Origin of the sequence: Streptomyces sp. NBC_01077, assembly GCF_045162855.1 — a bacterium.
Lineage (GTDB): Bacteria > Actinomycetota > Actinomycetes > Streptomycetales > Streptomycetaceae > Streptomyces.
In genome coordinates, this window is the sequence record NZ_CP108669.1 from 4,017,286 (window position 1) to 4,035,704 (window position 18,419).

14 protein-coding genes are annotated in these 18,419 nt (G+C 72.9%); 7 read left to right on the top strand and 7 right to left on the bottom strand.

Annotated features, from left to right (window positions below):
- Positions 1–13: 13 nt before the first annotated feature.
- Both ftsX and ftsE read right to left on the bottom strand, forming a co-directional pair.
- Complete coding sequence (ftsX, locus tag OG462_RS17945) at positions 14–931, bottom strand: permease-like cell division protein FtsX (RefSeq protein WP_406058750.1); 918 nt, start codon at positions 929–931, stop codon at positions 14–16.
- A 23-nt stretch (positions 932–954) separates the two neighbouring features.
- Positions 955–1,644, bottom strand: coding sequence for a cell division ATP-binding protein FtsE (gene ftsE / locus OG462_RS17950; protein ID WP_030223113.1), 690 nt, complete (start codon positions 1,642–1,644; stop codon positions 955–957).
- A gap of 235 nt (positions 1,645–1,879) precedes the next feature.
- Between ftsE and OG462_RS17955 the strand changes: the two genes are divergently transcribed.
- Positions 1,880–2,065, top strand: a complete 186-nt coding sequence (locus tag OG462_RS17955; RefSeq protein WP_030324454.1) for a hypothetical protein — start codon at positions 1,880–1,882, stop codon at positions 2,063–2,065.
- 118 nt (positions 2,066–2,183) lie between these two features.
- On the opposite strand, the gene OG462_RS17960 is transcribed toward OG462_RS17955, so the two are convergent.
- From OG462_RS17960 to OG462_RS17975, 4 genes are all read right to left on the bottom strand, one after another.
- Entirely contained in the window at positions 2,184–2,888 is a 705-nt protein-coding gene (locus tag OG462_RS17960) for an LPXTG cell wall anchor domain-containing protein (RefSeq protein ID WP_406058752.1), read from the bottom strand.
- Between the two features lie 392 nt (positions 2,889–3,280).
- Positions 3,281–4,384: a peptide chain release factor 2 gene (prfB, locus tag OG462_RS17965; protein ID WP_056558169.1), complete on the bottom strand. Its 1,104-nt coding sequence runs from the start codon at positions 4,382–4,384 to the stop codon at positions 3,281–3,283.
- A 29-nt stretch (positions 4,385–4,413) separates the two neighbouring features.
- A complete protein-coding gene (locus OG462_RS17970; RefSeq protein ID WP_406058755.1) occupies positions 4,414–5,652 on the bottom strand; it encodes a serine/threonine-protein kinase in 1,239 nt (412 codons plus the stop codon).
- Between the two features lie 108 nt (positions 5,653–5,760).
- A complete protein-coding gene (locus OG462_RS17975) occupies positions 5,761–7,497 on the bottom strand; it encodes a serine/threonine-protein kinase (protein WP_406058756.1) in 1,737 nt (578 codons plus the stop codon).
- Positions 7,498–8,044: 547 nt separating this feature from the next.
- Here OG462_RS17975 and OG462_RS17980 point away from each other — a divergent pair.
- From OG462_RS17980 to OG462_RS17995, 4 genes are all read left to right on the top strand, one after another.
- Positions 8,045–12,076, top strand: a complete 4,032-nt coding sequence (locus OG462_RS17980; RefSeq protein ID WP_406058758.1) for an FtsK/SpoIIIE domain-containing protein — start codon at positions 8,045–8,047, stop codon at positions 12,074–12,076.
- 123 nt (positions 12,077–12,199) lie between these two features.
- The gene (locus tag OG462_RS17985) at positions 12,200–13,564 is read left to right on the top strand and encodes an ABC transporter substrate-binding protein (protein ID WP_406058760.1); all 1,365 of its coding nucleotides are present in this window, start codon (positions 12,200–12,202) and stop codon (positions 13,562–13,564) included.
- A gap of 11 nt (positions 13,565–13,575) precedes the next feature.
- The gene (locus OG462_RS17990; protein ID WP_406058761.1) at positions 13,576–14,904 is read left to right on the top strand and encodes a carbohydrate ABC transporter permease; all 1,329 of its coding nucleotides are present in this window, start codon (positions 13,576–13,578) and stop codon (positions 14,902–14,904) included.
- Positions 14,901–15,821: a carbohydrate ABC transporter permease gene (locus OG462_RS17995; RefSeq protein ID WP_406058763.1), complete on the top strand. Its 921-nt coding sequence runs from the start codon at positions 14,901–14,903 to the stop codon at positions 15,819–15,821. The genes OG462_RS17990 and OG462_RS17995 overlap by 4 nt, the downstream gene beginning before the upstream one ends.
- A 7-nt stretch (positions 15,822–15,828) precedes the next feature.
- Here OG462_RS17995 and OG462_RS18000 read toward each other — a convergent pair whose 3' ends face one another.
- Positions 15,829–16,428, bottom strand: a complete 600-nt coding sequence (locus OG462_RS18000) for a TetR/AcrR family transcriptional regulator (protein ID WP_406058764.1) — start codon at positions 16,426–16,428, stop codon at positions 15,829–15,831.
- 151 nt (positions 16,429–16,579) lie between these two features.
- Between OG462_RS18000 and OG462_RS18005 the strand changes: the two genes are divergently transcribed.
- Together OG462_RS18005 and OG462_RS18010 are read left to right on the top strand one after the other, a co-directional pair.
- The gene (locus OG462_RS18005) at positions 16,580–17,542 is read left to right on the top strand and encodes an ABC transporter permease (protein ID WP_406058766.1); all 963 of its coding nucleotides are present in this window, start codon (positions 16,580–16,582) and stop codon (positions 17,540–17,542) included.
- 52 nt (positions 17,543–17,594) lie between these two features.
- Entirely contained in the window at positions 17,595–18,416 is an 822-nt protein-coding gene (locus tag OG462_RS18010; protein WP_406066583.1) for an ABC transporter ATP-binding protein, read from the top strand.
- The last annotated feature ends 3 nt before the right edge of the window (positions 18,417–18,419 follow it).

The window sequence follows — 18,419 nt, forward strand, 5'->3', positions numbered from 1 at the left end:
CAGAGGTGTCTTGTCACACCTTCAGGTACTTGCGCAGCGCGATGAAGGCAGCCACGGCCGGCATCAGCAGACCGATGGCGATCACCAGCGGCAGCTTGGCGAGGACGGCGTCCCAGCCGATGAAGTTGACCAGCTGCATCTTCTCCGCGAGCGCGATGCCGTGGTCGATCAGGAAGTACCGGCCGACGAGCAGCAGTACACAGGCGACCGCGCCACCGAGGAGGCCGGCGAACGCGGCCTCCATGATGAACGGCATCTGGATGTAGAAGCTGGACGCGCCGACGAGCCGCATGATGCCGGTCTCACGACGGCGGCTGAAGGCCGAGACGCGGACCGTGTTGACGATCAGCATCAGCGCGATGACCAGCATCAGACCCATGACACCGAGGGCGGCGATGTTCATGCCGTTCATCAGGTCGAAGAGGTTCTGCAGGATGTTCCGCTGGTCCTGCACCGACTCGACGCCGTCACGGCCGGCGAAGGCGGTGGCGACCACCTTGTACTTCTCCGGGTCGTCGAGCTTGACCCGGAACGACTCCTGCATCTGATCCGGCGTCACGACGGAGGCGATGGCGGTGTCGCCGTACTGCTCCTTGTAGTGCTTGAACGCCTCGTCGGCCGTCTCGTGCATGACGGACTCGACGATGTCCATCTTCCTCAGATCGGCCTCGATCTGCTCCTTCTGCTGCGCCGTGACCGCGCCCTTGGCGCACTTGGCGGCCGAGGCCGCGTCGGCCTTGTTGCAGAGGAAGATGGAGACGTTGACCTTGTCGTACCAGTAGTCCTTCATCGTGCTGACCTGCTCGCGCATGAGCAGCGCACCGCCGAACAGGGCGAGCGAGAGGGCCACGGAGACGATGACGGCGAACGTCATCGTGAGATTGCGCCGGAGACCGACGCCGATCTCGGAGAGCACGAACTGAGCGCGCATGGTGTGTTCTGTCCCCTACCTGCTCAGTGCTGGTAACCGTAGACGCCGCGGGCCTGGTCGCGGACGAGGCGGCCCTTCTCGAGCTCGATGACGCGCTTGCGCATCTGGTCGACGATGTTCTGGTCGTGGGTCGCCATGACGACGGTGGTCCCTGTCCTGTTGATGCGGTCGAGCAGCTTCATGATGCCGACCGAGGTCTGCGGGTCGAGGTTGCCGGTGGGCTCGTCGGCGATCAGCAGCATCGGGCGGTTGACGAAGGCCCGGGCGATGGCGACGCGCTGCTGCTCACCACCGGAGAGCTCGCCCGGCATCCGGTCCTCCTTGCCTCCGAGGCCGACCAGGTCGAGCACCTGCGGCACGGCCTTGCGGATCTCGCCGCGCGGCTTGCCGATGACCTCCTGGGCGAAGGCCACGTTCTCGGCGACGGTCTTGTTGGGAAGGAGGCGGAAGTCCTGGAAGACGGTGCCGAGCTGACGCCGCATGTGCGGCACCTTCCAGTTGGAGAGCCGGGCCAGGTCCTTGCCGAGGACGTGCACCTGGCCTTGGCTGGCGCGCTCCTCGCGGAGGAGCAGCCGCAGGAAAGTCGACTTTCCGGAGCCGGACGAACCGACGAGGAAGACGAACTCCCCCTTCTCGATCTCCAGGGATACATCCCGGAGCGCGGGGCGGTTCTGCTTCGGATAGGACTTGGAGACGTTGTCGAATCGGATCACGGATGCACCACGGTCGGCCGGGAGTAGGTGTGCGTGACCTTACGCGACCGGGGAAGACCCGCGCAGTCGCGGTTCCGGCTTGCGACGTTTATCCTTTTCGCCCTTCCGGACGGAACGGGCGCAATCCGGTGGGGCGCGCCGAAACGCCGTCGAGCTGGCAGAGTGGTAGGGGGAACGTCCGGACCCCACCGGACGTTGTCCTGGTGTGAAGCCCAGTGCGGGAGGAGGAGAGCGCATGACCTACGACCGACTGGTGTGCGCCAACTGCGCGGCCCCGGTCGCCGAGGGCCGCTGCCCCGTCTGCCGCGCGAACCGGGAGCGACTGACCCCGCAAGGCGGTCTCTCGCCCGCGATGCTGCTGACGCTGGCGATCGCCCTGCTGGCCGCGATCGCGCTGCTCGCTGCGGTCCGTACGGTCTAGCGCGACCGCGCGGCGTCCACACGAGCCGGAACCATGAGGAAGGGCCGGGGAGCATCTCCCCGGCCCTTCCTCATGCTCTGCACGTCATGCGCTGCACGCATCCACGCACGCGGGTGGATCAGACGGCGGTACGACCACCGGCGACGAGACGCGGCAGCATGCGGAAGCCGATGCCACCGGCGATCATGGTCGCGGCACCGATGATCAGGAACGAGGTCTCGGCCGCACCGGTCTCGGCGAGCTCCTCCTTCGCCTGACCCTGCTGCACGGGCTGCGAGCCGGCGTTGTTGGTGTCGGTGTTGTTGTTGCCGGTGTCCACGCACTCGGCGCCGTCGAGGTCGACGGTGCAGGTACCGGCGTCACCGTTGTCGGTGTTGTCGTCGCCCGGGGTGGTCGGCGGCTGGGTCTGGCCCGGGCCGTCCGTGTCGCCCGGCTCCGGCGAGGTCGGCGGCGTGGTGACCGGCGGCTCGGTGGTGGGCGGCTCCGTCGTGGGCGGCTCCGTGGTCGGAGGCTCCGTGGTGGGCGGCTCCGTCGTCGGGGGCTCCGTGGTCGGAGGCTCCGTCGTCGGCGGCTCGGTGGTCGGAGGCTCGGTGGTGGGCGGCTCCGTGGTCGGAGGCTCCGTCGTCGGCGGCTCGGTGGTCGGAGGCGCCGTCGTCTCACAACCGAGGTCACCCGGTATGCACGTGGGCGTCGGCGTCGGGCCGTCGCTCTCGCCGAAGGCGCCCACGGCCTGCGCCGCACCCGCCGCGGTGAGCGACGCGCCGGCGGCGATCACGGCACCGGCGGCGATGCGCGCGATACGGACTCGCAACTGCTTGGTCATCTGGCTGCTACCCCCAGTAGCTCATCTCGTCATGGGGCAGCGCTCGGGGCACGCGACAGAGGCGGCTCACTACTGGGCCGGCCCCCGTTCGCACGCGCCCCAGAAATGCGCATGCCAGTACGCCACCCTTCCGACTTTCCGATGAAGCGTCAAGGTCGTTGCGCGTGCGATGCCCGAAAGATCACCAGGTGTCCCACATGCGACGATGCAACTGTGATGTAAACCCGGAACTCCGGGCCCCACACCACCAGTTACCTTGTCGACAAAGCGCCCTCACGGACCTGATTCCGCTTGCGCCAGCGAATCCGCCGACCGGACGGACGCGGCAGGACACGACGACGACGGGCCCCGCACCGTGACGGTGCGGGGCCCGGACATGCCGTGCCGCGGGGTTACTTGTCCTGCTGCTTGCGCCAGCGGATGCCGGCCTCCAGGAAGCCGTCGATCTCGCCGTCCAGGACGGCCTGCGGGTTGCCGACCTCGAACTCCGTCCGCAGGTCCTTGACCATCTGGTACGGGTGCAGGACGTACGAGCGCATCTGGTTGCCCCAGGAGCTGCCGCTGTCCTTCAGGGCGTCCATCCTGGCCCGCTCCTCCTGGCGCTGACGCTCGAGCAGCTTGGCCTGGAGGACGTTCATGGCGCTCGCCTTGTTCTGGATCTGCGAGCGCTCGTTCTGGCAGGAGACGACGATGCCGGTCGGGAGGTGCGTGATGCGCACGGCCGAGTCGGTCGTGTTGACGCCCTGACCGCCCGGACCCGAGGCGCGGTAGACGTCGACGCGCAGCTCGGACTCGTCGATCTCGACGTGGTCGGAGGACTCGACGACCGGCAGGATCTCGACACCGGCGAAGGAGGTCTGGCGACGGCCCTGGTTGTCGAAGGGCGAGATGCGGACCAGGCGGTGGGTGCCCTGCTCGACGGAGAGCGTGCCGTAGGCGTACGGCGCCTTCACCACGAAGGTGGTCGACTTGATGCCGGCCTCTTCCGCGTACGAGGTCTCGTAGATCTCGGTCGAGTAGCCGTGGCGCTCCGCCCAGCGCAGGTACATGCGCTGGAGCCGCTCGGCGAAGTCGGAGGCGTCGACGCCACCGGCCTCGGCTCGGATGTTGACCAGGGCCTCGCGCTCGTCGTACTCGCCGGAGAGGAGGGTGCGGACCTCCATCTCGTCGAGGGCCTTGCGGACGGAGACGAGCTCCGTCTCGGCCTCGGCGAGGGTGTCCGGGTCGTCCATCTCCTCGGCGAGCTCGAAGAGCACCGCGAGGTCGTCGATGCGCCCGCGCAGGGTCTCGGCCTTGCGGACCTCGGCCTGGAGGTGCGAAAGCTTGCTCGTGATCTTCTGCGCCGCCTCCGGGTCGTCCCACAGGGACGGCGCCGCGGCCTGCTCTTCGAGCACGGCGATGTCGGCCCTCAGCTTCTCGAGGTCCAGGACGGCCTCGATCGACCCCATGGTCGAGGAGAGGGACTTCAGCTCTTCGGATACATCGACGACTGCCACGCGTCCAGCGTAACGGCTCGCCGCCGCTGCTACGGCAGTGAGGACTGCTTGGAGTCCTGCGGCGGGGTGTCCGCGTCCCCCGAGGCCGCGAGGTAGCCGCCCGCGCCGAGCGCGCCCGCGACGACGACCGCCGCGATGGTCAGGGTGATCCGGCGCTTGCGGACCGCCTCGGCCTTGTGGCGGGCCGAGCCGGGTCTGCGGGCGCCCGCGGGGCGCGGGGCGCGGGCCGTGCCCAGGGGGCCGCCGGAGAGCTCGTCGGGGGCCGGGACCCGCATGGAGGTGTGGGTGTCGCGGTTGGAGTCGGCGGAGGCGCCGGGGACGAGCGGGACGGCGGCCCGGCGCGGGCCGGGCTCACCGGCGCCCGTACCGGTCGCGTACGTGTCCTCCTCGTACGGCTCCGGCGCCGGCTCCGCGTCGGGCTCGTCCACGTCGAGCGGCGGGATGCCCTTGAGCAGCGGCAGGACGTCCTTGAGGCGGGCAGCCAGCTCGGAGGCGCGCAGCCGGGAGGCCGGCGCCTTCGCCAGGCACTGCACGATCAGCTGCCACAGCTCCTCGGGGATGCCGGGCAGCGGAACGACGGTCTCGGTGACGTGGCGGCGCAGGACCGCGCCGGGGTGGCCGCCGCCGAAGGGCGTGAAGCCGGCGAGCAGCTCGTACAGGACGGTCGCGAGCGCGTAGATGTCGACGGCGGCGCGCGGCGGGAGGCCCTCGACGATCTCGGGGGCGAGGTAGTCGGGGGTGCCGATGATCCGGGTGGCCTTGGTGCGGCCCGGCGTGTCGATCAGCTTGGCGACGCCGAAGTCGGTGAGGAGGGCGGGGTGGGCGCCGCCGGGCCCGAGGGGGCCCTCCATGTCGAGCAGGATGTTCTCCGGCTTGACGTCCCGGTGGACGACCCCGGCGGCGTGCGCGGCGGCGAGGGCGTCGGCGACGTCGGCGATGATCGCGACCGCGGCCTCGGGGGCGAGCCGCCGTTCCCGGTCGAGCCGGGTGCGCAGGTCGGTGCCGCGCACCAGGTCCATGACGAGGGCCAGGTCGTTGCCGTCGACGACGAGGTCGCGGACCTTGACCACCCGGGGGTGGTCGAGGCCGAGCAGGGCGGTCCGCTCCTGCACGAAGCGGCCGACGAGCTCCTGGTCGGAGGCCAGGTCCTCGCGCAGCAGTTTGACGGCGACGGGACCCTCGGGCCCCTCGCCGAGCCACACCGTTCCTGCACTGCCCCGCCCCAGAATCTGGTGGGTGGTGTAGCGGCTGCCGATGTTCCGTGCCAAGACTGCTCCCTCAGCGGCTGCGGTTCGCGTGCAAAGTTACGCGTCCACGGCCGCCGGTCGTCACTTCCGAGGGGAAATCACCCCTCGGAAGTCGATAAATCGGCAGCATTACTGTCCCGTACCGCCGGTAGTACCCCCGGAGCCGGTGCTTTCGCCGAACGAGGAGAACCAGTCGGTGACCTTCGCGATGCCGTCGCCGATGGCCTCCCAGTAGCCCTTGCCCTCGGCGATCCAGTCCTGGAGCGGGGTCAGCTCCCAGACGAGCCAGCCGGCCACGACGAACAGCACGATCATGACCAGGCAGCCCTTGAGGCAGCCGAGGCCGGGGATCCGCACCGGGTTGGCGCTGCGCTGACGCGGCGGACGCGGCTCGCGCGGGGCCGGCGGCGGGGCCTGGGGTGGCGACTGCGGCGGGTTGTACTGCTGCTGGGGCGGCGCGTACTGCTGCGGGGCGGGCGGCGGCGCGTACTGCTGCGGCTGGTGCTGCTGCTGATGCTGCGGCGGGTACGGCTGCTGGGGCCGCTGCTGCGCAGGCCGCTGCGGCGGGTACTGCCGCGGCTGCTGCTGCCCGTACTGGCCGGGCTGCTGGTTCTGCGGGGGCTGCTGCTGCCGCTGCGGGCGGCGGCGCAGCGGGTCCTGGCTCGGGTCCAGGTACTGCACCTGCGTCTGCTCGTTGCGGTCGCGGGCCGCGCGGAGCTGGCTCTGCCAGGGGTGCGGCTCCTCGGACTGCGCGCCCTGTCCGGACTGCGGCGGCTGCGGCGGTACGGGGGGCATGACGGCCGTCGGGTCGGCGGCGCCCGCCGTGCCGCCGGTCGGCATGACGCTGGTCGCGCCGGCGGGGTCGTACTGCGGCGGCATCCCGGCGCCGCTGGGCAGCACCTGGGTGGGGTCCGCGGCCCCCTGGGCCTCCGGGGTCTGCGGGACCGGTGCGGGCGCCGGATCCGGGGCGAGGAGCGCGCCGACGCCGTCGGCCGCCTCGATCTGGGCGGGCGGGGAGTGCACGCCGATGCCGGCGGCGACCGCGCGCAGACCGCGCGCGAGGTTCACCGCGCTCGGCCGCCGGTCCGGGTCCTTGCTGAGGCAGCGCTCTATGACCGTCCACAGCGGTCCGGGCACGGTCGAGGGCCGGCGCGGCTCCTCGCTGAGGTGCCGGTGGAGGACCTCGAGGGCGGTGCCGCCCGCGAACGGGGGCCGGCCGGTGACCAGCTCGTACAGCAGGATGCCCGCGCCGTAGATGTCGACGGCGGAGGTCTGCGGGCGGCCCTCGGCGGATTCCGGCGCCACGTACGCGGGCGTGCCGACGAACTCGTGGGTGCGGGTCAGGCCAGGGGAGTCCGCGAGGCGCGCGATGCCGAAGTCGGTGAGCATCGGGTGCATCTGGCCGCCCTGCTCGGCGAGCAGGACGTTGGCCGGCTTCAGGTCGCGGTGGACGACGCCGTCGGCGTGGCTGGCGGCGAGCGCGTCGGCGATCTGGGCGGTCAGGAGGGCGGCGGCGACCGGGGTGAGCGGGCCGTTGTCCCGGATGTACCGGTGCAGGTCGGGGCCGTCGACGAGGTCCATGACGAGCGCGAGGACATCGCCCTCGACGACCAGGTCGCGGGTGCGCACGATGTTGGGGTGGGTGAGCCGGAGCAGCACGGACCGCTCGCGCAGGAAGCGCATCACGATGTCCGCGTCGTTGGCCAGCTCCTCCTTGAGGACCTTGATCGCGACGGTCTCGCCGGGCTGGCCGGCCACGGCCGCCTCGGAGCCCGCCGTCTCCCGCTGGCGGGCTCGCCAGACGGTGCCCGTGGCGCCGCGGCCGAGCGGCTCCTCGAGCAGGTACTTGCTGCCGATAGGCCGCACGTCACGCGCTCCCTGCTGATCGTGGTCCTGGGTGATCCGGTGCTGTTTCCCGGGGTCCCTGTCCTCAGTTGTGACCCGTCCGGGTGTCCGACCCACTTTAGTGCCGCCGGACGAGGTACAGGCCGGTCGTCCACAGGCCGGTTCCGCTGCCGGTGGACGGGGCCGGTGGGGGGCCGGCACCTGTCGGGCGCGGGCCGGGCCGGGTCCGCCGCGGACCGGAGGCGCCCGGACCGGACCCGTGTTTCCGCCCGGCTTCTGTCCGGAAGAAGACGCTCCTGGAGGCGCGACGGTTGCCGGGCAAGTTCCGAAGGCATGCTCAACCAGGCACTTTTGCGTTCACAGCCGACCATTCAAGATCACTTCCGGCCGACCCGGGGGCGGGTTGTCGGTGGCAGGTGCGAGGATGCCTCCAGCACGTCGCATCGGAGGGGTCGGGAGCCCCCGCGCCGTGCCGACCTGTACCGGGCGACGCGTCCGTGCCGGGTGGGGGGAGTCACAGGGCGGTTCCCCTGCCGGGCATCTCGCGCAGAAGGGACCGCTGACGGCGATGCAGATCCGGCTGACCGTCCTCGCGCCGTACGCCGGCCATGGCGCCGGGCGTACCTGCGACGTGCTCGTCACGGCCCCGGCCGGGACGGCTCTGGCCGCCGTGGCCTCGAATCTCGCCGCCGCCGTCACCGGCCCCGACACCTCCGCCTCGGGCACCACCGTGCTCTACGCGGGCGCGGAGCGGCTCGACAGCCGGCGCTGCGTGCTCGGCGAACCCCCGCTCGTCGACGGCGCGGTCCTCTCCCTCCAGGTCCCCGGCCCCGACGACCGCGTCGGCGAGACGGCCGCGGCCCGGCTGCACGTGGTGGCGGGCCCGGACGCGGGTGGAGTGCACCTGCTGCACGGCGGACCGATCAGAATCGGCCGTTCCGTGGACGCCGATGTGCCGCTCGACGACCCGGACGTCTCCCGCGCGCACTGCACGGTGACCGTCGGCGAGGACGGCCGGGTCACGGTCGCCGACCGGGGCTCGACGAACGGTACGACCCTCGACGGCGTGCCGGTCGGCGACCGCCCGGTCCGCTTCCTCCCGGGCGCGCTGCTGCGCCTCGGCGAGTCCGCCCTCCGCCTGACCGGCCCCGGCGACGACCTCGGCGGTACGGACACGAGGACGACGGCCCCCGACGGCGAGGGTCACCTGCGGGTCGCGCCCGGAGCGGACGACCGGGACGCGGCGGACCGGGCGGCCGTGACCGACCGTCCCGGCCACGCGGGCGTGCCCCGGACGGCTCCCGGCGGACCGGCGGACGACACCACCCACGGCGGGGCGCGCGGCGTCCCGTTCGGCGCCCCCGAGAGCGCGTACGACGACCCGTACGGCCCCGGCCGCGGTGCGGGCTCCCCCGGCGCCGGTCGCGGCGCCGACTCACCCGGCCACGCGCGCGCGGGCGACCACGACGGCTACGACCGCCACGACGGGCCCGGCGGCGGCGAGGCCCACAGCAGGACCCGCCCGTCCCGCGCCGACGCGCCCTCGGCACCGGCCGACTCCCCGCGCCCGGGCGGCAAGCGCGGCCTCGGCGCCTGGGCCCGGCGTCTGGCGGGCGGGCGCGAGGAGCTCCCGAACCCCACCGCCGACCCCCGGACGGCACCGGAGACCCACGCGGGCACCCGGACGGGCACCGGCGCCCGGGACGGCTCCCCCGCGCCCGTGCCGGTGGCCGACACCTGGCCCGACCCGGCCACCGTCCTGCTCACCGCCCTCGGTCCCGGCCCACGGCTCTGGGAGCGCGGCCAGGACCACCCCGAATCCCTCGTGGTCCGGCTCGGCACGACCGACCGCGCCGACCTCTCCGGCGTCCCGGTCACCGTGGGACTGCGGGAGGCCGGTTCGCTGGGCCTCGCGGGCCCCGCCGACCGGCTCGCCGGTCTCGCCCGCTCGGTCGTCGCCCAGCTCGCCGCCCTGCACTCCCCCTCCGACCTGGAGATCGTGCTCATCAGCGCCGACCGGAACCGTTCGCTCGACGAGCGGCGCCGGGCCTGGGGCTGGCTCGGCTGGCTCCCGCACGTCCGGCCGGCCCACGGCCAGGACTGCCGGCTGCTCCTGGCGTACGACCGCGAGCAGGCCCAGGCCCGTACGGCGGAGCTGACCCGGCGGCTCGACGACGGCCCGCTCGGCCCCGGCTGGCCCAGCGCCGACCACGCGTCCGTCGCCGAGGCGGCGGCCCGCCACGAGGGGCCGACGACGGTCGTGGTCGTCGACGGCGACCCCGGTTCGGCCGCCCTGCGCGAGACGGTGGCGCGGCTGGCCGGAGCCGGAGCGGCGGCCGGCATCCATCTCCTGTGCCTCGCCGAGGCGCCCTCGGCCTCCCCGGTCTCCCCGGTGGCCGCCACGTACGAGACGGCGTGCGCCGCCTCGCTCGCGTTCCGCGAGTGCGGGGCCGCCGCGCTCCTCAGCGGCGACGTGGCGACGGCGCTGCGGCTGCTCCGGACCTCCGGCGGGCGGGTCGCGGGCCACGGCACCGTCGGCGTGGTCGACGCGGTCTCCGTCGCCTGGGCCGAGCGGTTCGGCCGCGCGCTGGCCCCGTTGCGTACGGACACGACGGCAGCGCCGGGCACGCGTGCCGCCGCGCTGCCCCCGTCGGCCCGCCTCCTCGACGAACTGGGGCTCGCCCGTGCCACCCCCGCCTCCCTCATGGCCCGCTGGGCCTCCGCCGGGGACGGCACGGCCGTCCTGGGCACGGGGCCGCGCGGCCCGCTGGCCGTGGACCTCACCCGCGAGGGCCCGCACCTGCTGATCGAGGGCCCGGCCGGAAGCGGACGGACGGAGCTGCTCCGTTCGATCGCCGCCTCCCTCGCGGCCGGTGGCCGCCCCGACCGGCTCGGCCTGCTCCTGGTGGACGGGGCGGGCGGCGACCGCGGCGAAGGACTCGCGGTCTGTACGGAGCTGCCGCACGTCACCGAGCACCTGGTCGCCTCGGACCCGGTGCGGATGCGAGAGTTCGCGCAGGCGCTCGGCGCGGAGCTCAAGCGCCGGGCGGAGATCCTGGGTGACGGCCACTTCGCCGACCGCCGGGGCACGCGCGCGGCGCCCGCCGCCGACCGGATGATCGGCCAGCGCGCGCCGAGCGCGGCGGAGTCCGTGCCCCAGGGCGCCCGCGCGACCGTCCGTCTCCAGGACTCCGGCGACCTCACGGACCGCCCGAGCGGCCGCACCCTCCGCACCGGCGACGGCACGATCGGCTCCCTCCCGAGCACGAGAAGCGGCCGCACGGACGGCCCGTACCCCCCGGCGGACGACCTCGGCGGCCGCCCCAGCGGCCGGATCACGTACTCCGGCGACCTCGACAGCCGCCCCAGCGGGCGAAGCGCGTACCCCGGCGACCTCGACGGCCGGGCGAGCGGGCGGAGCGCGTACCCCGGTGCCGATGACCTCGGAGGCCGATCGAGCGGCCGGGGCACGTACTCCGGGTCCGAGAACCCGGCCGGGCGCACCAGCGGCCGGACCCTCCGCACCGGCGACGACGACCTCACCGACCACCCGGGCGGCCGCATGGCGCGCACGGGCGCGGAGGACCTGGGCGGCCGCCCCAGCGGGCGCGTACCCCGCGCCGGGGCCGAGGACCTCGGCGGCGGGCGCGTGTCCCGACCCGGCGACGGCGACCTCGGCGGGTACGCCGGCGGACGCGTACCCCGTTCCGGCGACGGTTCGCTCGACGAGCGGTCCAGTGCCCGGACACGGGCCGGCGGTGACGCCTTCCTGACCGATACGCCCAGTGGGCGGCTGCCGCGCCGGGACGGCGACGACCGCCCCAGCAGTCGCACCCTCCGCACCGGCGACGGGGACCTCACGGACCGCCCGAGCGGGCGCATCCCCCGCGCCGGAGACGCCGACCTCGGCGGATACCCGAGCGGGCGCGTGTCCCGACCCGGCGACGGCGACCTCGCCGACCGCTCCAGCGGGCGCGTGCCCCGCGCCGCCGGTGAGGAGACGGCCGGGCGGATCCCCCGGCCCGCCACCGGTGAGCACTCCCCCGCCCGCATCGCGGGCCCCGTCCACCTCCCCCGGCTCGTCGTGCTCGTCGACGACTTCGACGCCCTCGTCGCGCCCGCGCTCGGCGCCTCGGGGCGGCCCGCCGCCGGGTCCGTCGTGCGGGCCCTGGAGGCCGTCGCGCGGAACGGTGAGCGCCTCGGCGTACACCTCGTCGCGACCTCCGCGCGTCCCGACCGGACCGCCGACACGGAGCTGGCCCACGGGGCCCGGCTGCGGATCGTGCTCGACGCGCCTCCGGTGACCGCGGGACCGGACGTACCGGCGGCAGGGCGCGGGCGCCTCGGGCATCCTGACGGCCGGGTGACCCCCTTCCAGGCGGGCCGCGTCACCGGCCGGATCCCCCGGACGGCGACGCTCCGGCCCACCGTCGTGCCGCTGGAGTGGGAGCGGATGGGCGATCCGCCCACCCGCCGCCCCGTCCGCGAGCTGGGCAACGGACCGACGGATCTGGCCCTCCTCGCGAGCGCGCTGGACCGGGCCGCCCGCTCGGTCGAGGCGACCCCCGTGCCCCCGCTGACCCCCGCGACCCACGGCTGACTGCACGTCACGAGGGCGTCACGATCGCCCACTTGACACGGAAGGCGGTATTGCGGGGCTCCGTCACCGGGCGTAGACCTGTCGGCACGGGACAGCGAAGCGCACGGGAGAGACGGGGCAGCAATGCGTACAACTCTTCGTCCACGCAGCAGGACCGCGGTGACCATCACGGCGTTCACCGCCATCACCGCGCTCACCCTCGCCGCCTGCGGTGGCGGCGGGTCCGAGAAGGATCCGGGGGAATCCGGGCCCAGCGGGGCCCTCCCCCTCAAGGGCGAGAAGATCGAGGTCGCCGCCGTCTGGACGGGCCCCGAACAGGAGAACTTCACCAAGGTCCTGAAGGAGTTCGAGAAGCGCACGGGTGCGACCGTCACCTTCGTGCCCGCCCAGGACCCGATCGTGAACTTCCTCGGTACGAAGATCGCGGGCGGTTCGCCGCCGGACATCGCGATGCTCCCGCAGGTCGGCGCGATCCAGCAGGCCGCCGCCCAGAAGTGGCTGAAGCCGGTCGGCCCGGAGGCCGAGGCCCAGCTGGCCGCCAACTACTCGCCCGGCTGGCAGCAGCTCGGCGCGGTCGACGGCACCCAGTACGGGGTCTACTTCAAGGCCGCCAACAAGTCGCTGGTCTGGTACAACTCCGCCGTCTTCGAGAGCGCCGGCGCCACCGAGCCGAAGACCTGGAAGGAGTTCCTCACCACCGCCGAGACGATCTCGGCCTACGGCGTCACCCCGGTCTCGGTCGGCGGCGCGGACGGCTGGACCCTCACCGACTGGTTCGAGAACGTCTACCTCTCCCAGGCGGGCCCGGCCAAGTACGACCAGCTGGCGAAGCACACGATCAAGTGGACCGACCCGTCCGTCACCGCGGCCCTGACCACGCTCGCCGAACTGTTCGGCAAGCCGGCGCTGCTCGCGGGCGGCACGAGCGGCGCGCTGCAGACGGAGTACCCGGTGTCGGTCACCCAGACCTTCACGGGCGGCGACACGCCCAAGGGGGCGATGGTCTTCGAGGGCGACTTCGCGTCCGTCAACATCGCCCAGACGAAGGCGAAGATAGGTACGGACGCGAAGGTCTTCCCGTTCCCCACCGTCGGCACGGGCACCACTCCCGTGGTGACGGCCGGCGACGCGGCCGTGGCCCTCAAGGACACCAAGGGCGCGCAGGCGCTGCTCGCCTTCCTCGCGTCCCCGGACGCGGCGAAGATCTGGGCGGCCGAGGGCGGTTTCCTCTCCCCCAACAAGAACCTGGACCCGTCGGCGTACCCGAACGACGTCCAGCGCGAGATCGCCAAGGCGCTGATCGGCGCCGGTGACGACTTCCGCTTCGACATGTCGGACCAGATGCCGCAGTCCTTCGGCGGGACGCCGGGCAAGGGCGAGTGGAAGGCGCTCCAGGACTTCCTGAAGAACCCGAAGGACATCGCGGGGACGCAGGCGCGTCTGGAGAAGGACGCGGAGAAGGCGTACCGGGCCGCGGCGAAGAGCTGAGGCAGCGCCACATGCCCCGGAACACTCCCCGTCCCCACAGGAGCGGAAGCAGGAGCAGGACGGTCGCGGCGGGGTTCCTGCTGCCCGCCCTGCTGCTGCTCGGCGCGCTCGTCGTCTACCCGATCGGGTACTCCGTCCAGCGCTCGTTCTTCGACCGCTCGGGCTCCTCGTTCGTCGGCCTGGACAACTACCTCTCCCTGGTCACCGACGACTCGCTCCGCACCGCCGTCCGCAACAACGTGATCTGGCTGGTCGTCGCCCCGGTGGTCGCGACCGCCCTCGGTCTGATCTTCGCCGTGCTGACCGAACGCGTGCGCTGGGGTACGGCGTTCAAGCTGGTCGTCTTCATGCCGATGGCGATCTCGATGCTCGCCGCCGGCATCATCTTCCGGCTGGTCTACGAGCAGGACCCGGACCGTGGCGTCGCCAACGCCGTGTGGGTCGGCGTCCACGACACCTTCGCCGAGTCCTCCGGCTTCCCCCGGGCCCGGCCGCTGCCCGTCCATCCGCTGAAGGCGGCCGACGGCGGCGCGTTCGTCACCAAAGAGCCGGTCCGTGCCGGGGAGCCCGTACGGCTTCCGCTGATCGGGGTGGCGCCGGGGCAGATGCCGAAGGAGGCCCGCCCGGCCCGGGAGCCCGCGCCCGCCGGGGGTTCCGCCGGGGACACGGTCACCGGTACGGCCTGGCTGGACTTCACCCGGGGCGGCGGCGGGCGGCAGAACGTCGTCGACCCGGCCGAACTGGGCCTCGCGGGGCTGCGGATCGAGGCCGTACGGGACGGAAAGGTGGTCGCCAGGGCCACGGCGGCGGCCGACGGCACCTTCACGCTGCCCGCCGACCGCGCGGACGGAGCCGTACTGCGCCTGCCCGCGAGCAACTTCCGGGAGCAGTACGACGGCGTGGAGTGGCTCGGCCCCTCGCTCGTCACCCCGGCCGTCATCGGCGCGTACGTGTGGATGTGGGCCGGGTTCGCGATGGTGCTGATCGGTGCCGGGCTCGCCGCCGTCCCGCGCGAACTGCTCGAAGCGGCGCGGGTGGACGGGGCGAACGAGTGGCAGGTGTTCCGCCGGATCACGGTGCCGCTGCTCGCCCCGGTCCTCGCGGTCGTCCTCGTCACCCTGATGATCAATGTGCTCAAGGTTTTCGACCTGGTCTTCGTCATCGCGCCGGGCTCCGCCCAGGACGACGCGAACGTGCTCGCGCTCCAGCTGTACCGCTCGTCCTTCGGTACGGACGCCGATCTCGGGGTCGGCTCGGCCATCGCCGTCCTGCTGCTGCTCCTGGTGGTCCCGGTGATGGTCCTCAACATCCGCCGCCTGCGCCGGGAGGCCCGCCGATGAGTTCCTCCGCCACCCGCACGCGTGCGCGTACCGAGGTCTCCACGGAGCTCGCGGGTCCCCCCGCTCCCCGGACGCTCGCCGCGCGCGCCGCCGCCCGTGCCGCCGGGGGCGCGGTCCGGGTCTTCCTCGTCCTGGCCGGTCTGTTCTGGCTGCTGCCGACGGTGGGGCTGCTGCTCTCCTCGCTCCGCTCGCCCTCCGACATCGCGGCGAGCGGCTGGTGGCGGGTGTTGACGGCCCCGGCCCAGCTGACCACCGAGAACTACACCCATCTCCTCGCGAACGACACGATCACCGGCTCCCTGCTCTCCACCGTCCTGATCACCGTCCCGTCCACGCTGCTCGTCCTGCTCCTCGGCTCGTTCGCCGGGTACGCGTTCGCGTGGCTGGAGTTCCCGGGCCGGGACTGGTGGTTCCTCGGGGTGGTCGCCCTGCTCGTCGTCCCGGTGCAGGTCGCCCTCGTCCCGGTGTCGAAGCTCTTCGGGGCGGTCGGCCTCTTCGAGACGACGCTCGGGGTGGTCCTCTTCCACACGGCGTTCGGACTGCCGTTCGCGATCTTCCTGCTGCGGAACTTCTTCGCGGAGATCCCGCGCGAGCTCCTGGAGGCGGCGCGGCTCGACGGGGCCGGCGAGGTGCGGCTCTTCACCCAGGTGGTGCTGCCGCTCGGCGGTCCCGCCATCGCCTCGCTGGGGATCTTCCAGTTCCTGTGGGTCTGGAACGACATGCTGATCGCGCTGATCTTCGCGGACTCGCAGTCGCCGCCGATCACGGTGGCGCTCCAGCAGCAGGTACGGCAGTTCGGCAACAACGTCGACGTGCTGGCGCCGGGGGCGTTCGTGTCGATGGTGGTGCCGCTGGTGGTCTTCTTCGCGTTCCAGCGCCAGTTCGCGTCGGGGGTGATGGCGGGCGCGGTGAAGTAGGACCCTGTTACGCGCTCAGCGCCGCCACGGCCGAGCGCGCCAGATCGTCCACGTACCCCGGGGGCAGCGGCGTACGGACCACGACGACGCGCCAGTAGAGCGGCCCGACGACCAGGTCGAGGACGCGGCCCGGGTCGGTGCCCTCCGGGAGTTCGCCGCGCGCGACGGCCTCGCGGACGATCTGGGTCACGACGCCCTGCTGCCCGTCGAGCAGCGCGGCGGTGACGGCCTCGGCGATCTCGGGCTGCCGGGCCGCCTCGACGAGCAGGTCGGGGATGACCTGTGAGGCGACGGGGTGGCGGAGGGCGTGCGAGGCCACTTCGAGGAGCGCGCGCACGTCCCCGTGGAGGGAGCCGGTGGCGGGCGCCGGCAGGCCCTGGGCGGCGAAGGCGCCGACGAGGTCGAGGACGAGGGCGAGCTTGGACTTCCAGCGCCGGTAGACGGCAGTCTTGCCGACTCCCGCGCGGCGCGCGATGCCCTCGATGGACATCCGGGCGAAGCCGACGGCCGCGAGCTCCTCGAAGACGGCGGCGCGGATGGCCTCGGTCACGTCCTCGCGGAGTACGGCTGCTCCGGCGGGGGCGCGGCGGGGGGTCGGATCGGTCATGAACGGCATCCTAACCAACCGCGACGCCCCGAGGGCGTCACGACGATACGGTTGCGTTCCGACGTGCGATCGCCCTAGTCTCCCCGTAGCGACGATACGGACCCGTTCCATCGCCGACGATGCCCGCACCCTTCGTCGAAAGCGCCCACCCGTGACGACCCAGACGCTCCTCCCGCCGACAGCGGCACCCAAGACCCTCCATGGCCACGACGGCACCGACGGCACCGACGGCACCGACCGCCACGGCGACGACCTGGGCGCGCTCGCCCGGCGCCACGGACTCACCGTCAGCGGCGCCCGTCCCTCACTGCCCGCCTACGCCCGGCAGATCTGGTCCCGCCGCGACTTCATCGCCGCCTTCGCGACCGCCCGCCTGACCGCGCAGTACAGCCAGGCGCGCCTCGGCCAGGTCTGGCAGGTGATGACTCCGCTGCTCAACGCGGCCGTCTACTACCTGATCTTCGGCGTCCTCATGGACGCCAAGCAGGGCGTCGCCGACTACGTGCCCTTCCTGATCACCGGCATCTTCGTGTGGACGTTCACGTCGAACACGATCCTGGCCGGCACCCGGGCGATCAGCGGAAACCTGGGCCTGGTCCGCGCCCTGCACTTCCCCCGCGCGAGCCTGCCGATCTCGCTGTCGCTCCAGCAGCTCCAGCAGCTGCTGCTCTCGCTCGCCGCGCTCGCCATGATCCTGTGCGGTCTCGGCGAGTTCCCGTCGTGGAGCTGGCTGCTCGCCGTCCCGGCGCTGCTCTGCCAGGCGCTGTTCAACACGGGCGTGGCGCTCGTCCTCGCCCGGCTCGCGGCCCGCACCCCGGACATCTCCCAGCTGATGCCGTTCGTGCTCCGGACCTGGATGTACGCCTCGGGCGCGATGTGGTCGATCCAGCACCTGGCGAGCAGCGGACGCTTCCCCGACGCCGTGGTGCTGGCCCTCCGGTGCAACCCGGCGGCGGTCTACATCGACCTCATGCGCTTCGCGCTCATCGAGAGCTACACCTCGGCGCAGCTGCCGCCGCACGTCTGGGCACTCGCCGTCGGCTGGGCCCTGCTGGCCTTCGGGGGCGGCTTCATCTGGTTCTGGAAGGCGGAGGAGACGTACGGCCGTGGCTGACACACAGAACACCCCCACCCTGTGGGCCGACCCACAGAGCACCGCCACCCCGGTGGCCGACCCACAGAGCACCGCCCCCTACACCCCCACCCCCACCCCCACCGTCGTGGTCGACGGCGTCCACATCACGTACACCGTCCACGGCGGGCACACCGGCGGCCGAGGTGCCGCGACGGCCGCCCTGAGCCGCATGCTCCGGCCCGGCCGAGCGCGACCGGCCGGCCGCCGGGTCCACGCCGTGAAGGGCGTCAGCTTCGTCGCGTACCGGGGCGAGGCGATTGGCCTGATCGGTTCGAACGGATCTGGGAAATCCACCCTCCTGAAGGCCATCGCGGGCCTCCAGCCCGTCGAGCGGGGCCAGGTCTACACCCACGGGCAGCCCTCGCTCCTCGGTGTCAACGCGGCCCTCATGAACGACCTCACCGGCGAACGGAACGTGATCCTGGGCGGGCTCGCGATGGGCATGAGCCGCACGGAGATCCGTGAGCGCTACGACGAGATCGTGGACTTCTCCGGCATCAACGAGAAGGACGACGCGATCTCCCGCCCCATGGGGACGTACTCCTCCGGGATGGGGGCGCGGCTGCGCTTCTCCATCGCCGCCGCGAAGAGCCACGACGTCCTGCTCATCGACGAGGCCCTGTCCACCGGCGACGCGCGCTTCCGCCGCCGCAGCCGGCAGCGGATCGACGAGCTGCGGGCCGAGGCGGGGACGGTCTTCCTGGTCAGCCACTCGAACTCGACCATCACGGAGACCTGCGAGCGGGCCCTGTGGCTGGAGGCGGGCACGCTGCGGATGGACGGCCCGGCGAAAGAGGTGGTCGCGGCGTACGAGGAGTTCACCGCGACAGGGTCCAAGAAAAAGGGCAATTAGTGC

Coding starts and splice junctions, on each gene's coding strand:
- ftsX (WP_406058750.1), bottom strand. CDS start 931: ATGCGCGCTCAGTTCGTGCTCTCCGAGATCGGCGTCGGTCTCCGGCGC.
- OG462_RS17955 (WP_030324454.1), top strand. CDS start 1,880: ATGACCTACGACCGACTGGTGTGCGCCAACTGCGCGGCCCCGGTCGCC.
- OG462_RS17960 (WP_406058752.1), bottom strand. CDS start 2,888: ATGACCAAGCAGTTGCGAGTCCGTATCGCGCGCATCGCCGCCGGTGCC.
- OG462_RS17980 (WP_406058758.1), top strand. CDS start 8,045: ATGCAGATCCGGCTGACCGTCCTCGCGCCGTACGCCGGCCATGGCGCC.
- OG462_RS17985 (WP_406058760.1), top strand. CDS start 12,200: ATGCGTACAACTCTTCGTCCACGCAGCAGGACCGCGGTGACCATCACG.
- OG462_RS17990 (WP_406058761.1), top strand. CDS start 13,576: ATGCCCCGGAACACTCCCCGTCCCCACAGGAGCGGAAGCAGGAGCAGG.
- OG462_RS17995 (WP_406058763.1), top strand. CDS start 14,901: ATGAGTTCCTCCGCCACCCGCACGCGTGCGCGTACCGAGGTCTCCACG.
- OG462_RS18000 (WP_406058764.1), bottom strand. CDS start 16,428: ATGACCGATCCGACCCCCCGCCGCGCCCCCGCCGGAGCAGCCGTACTC.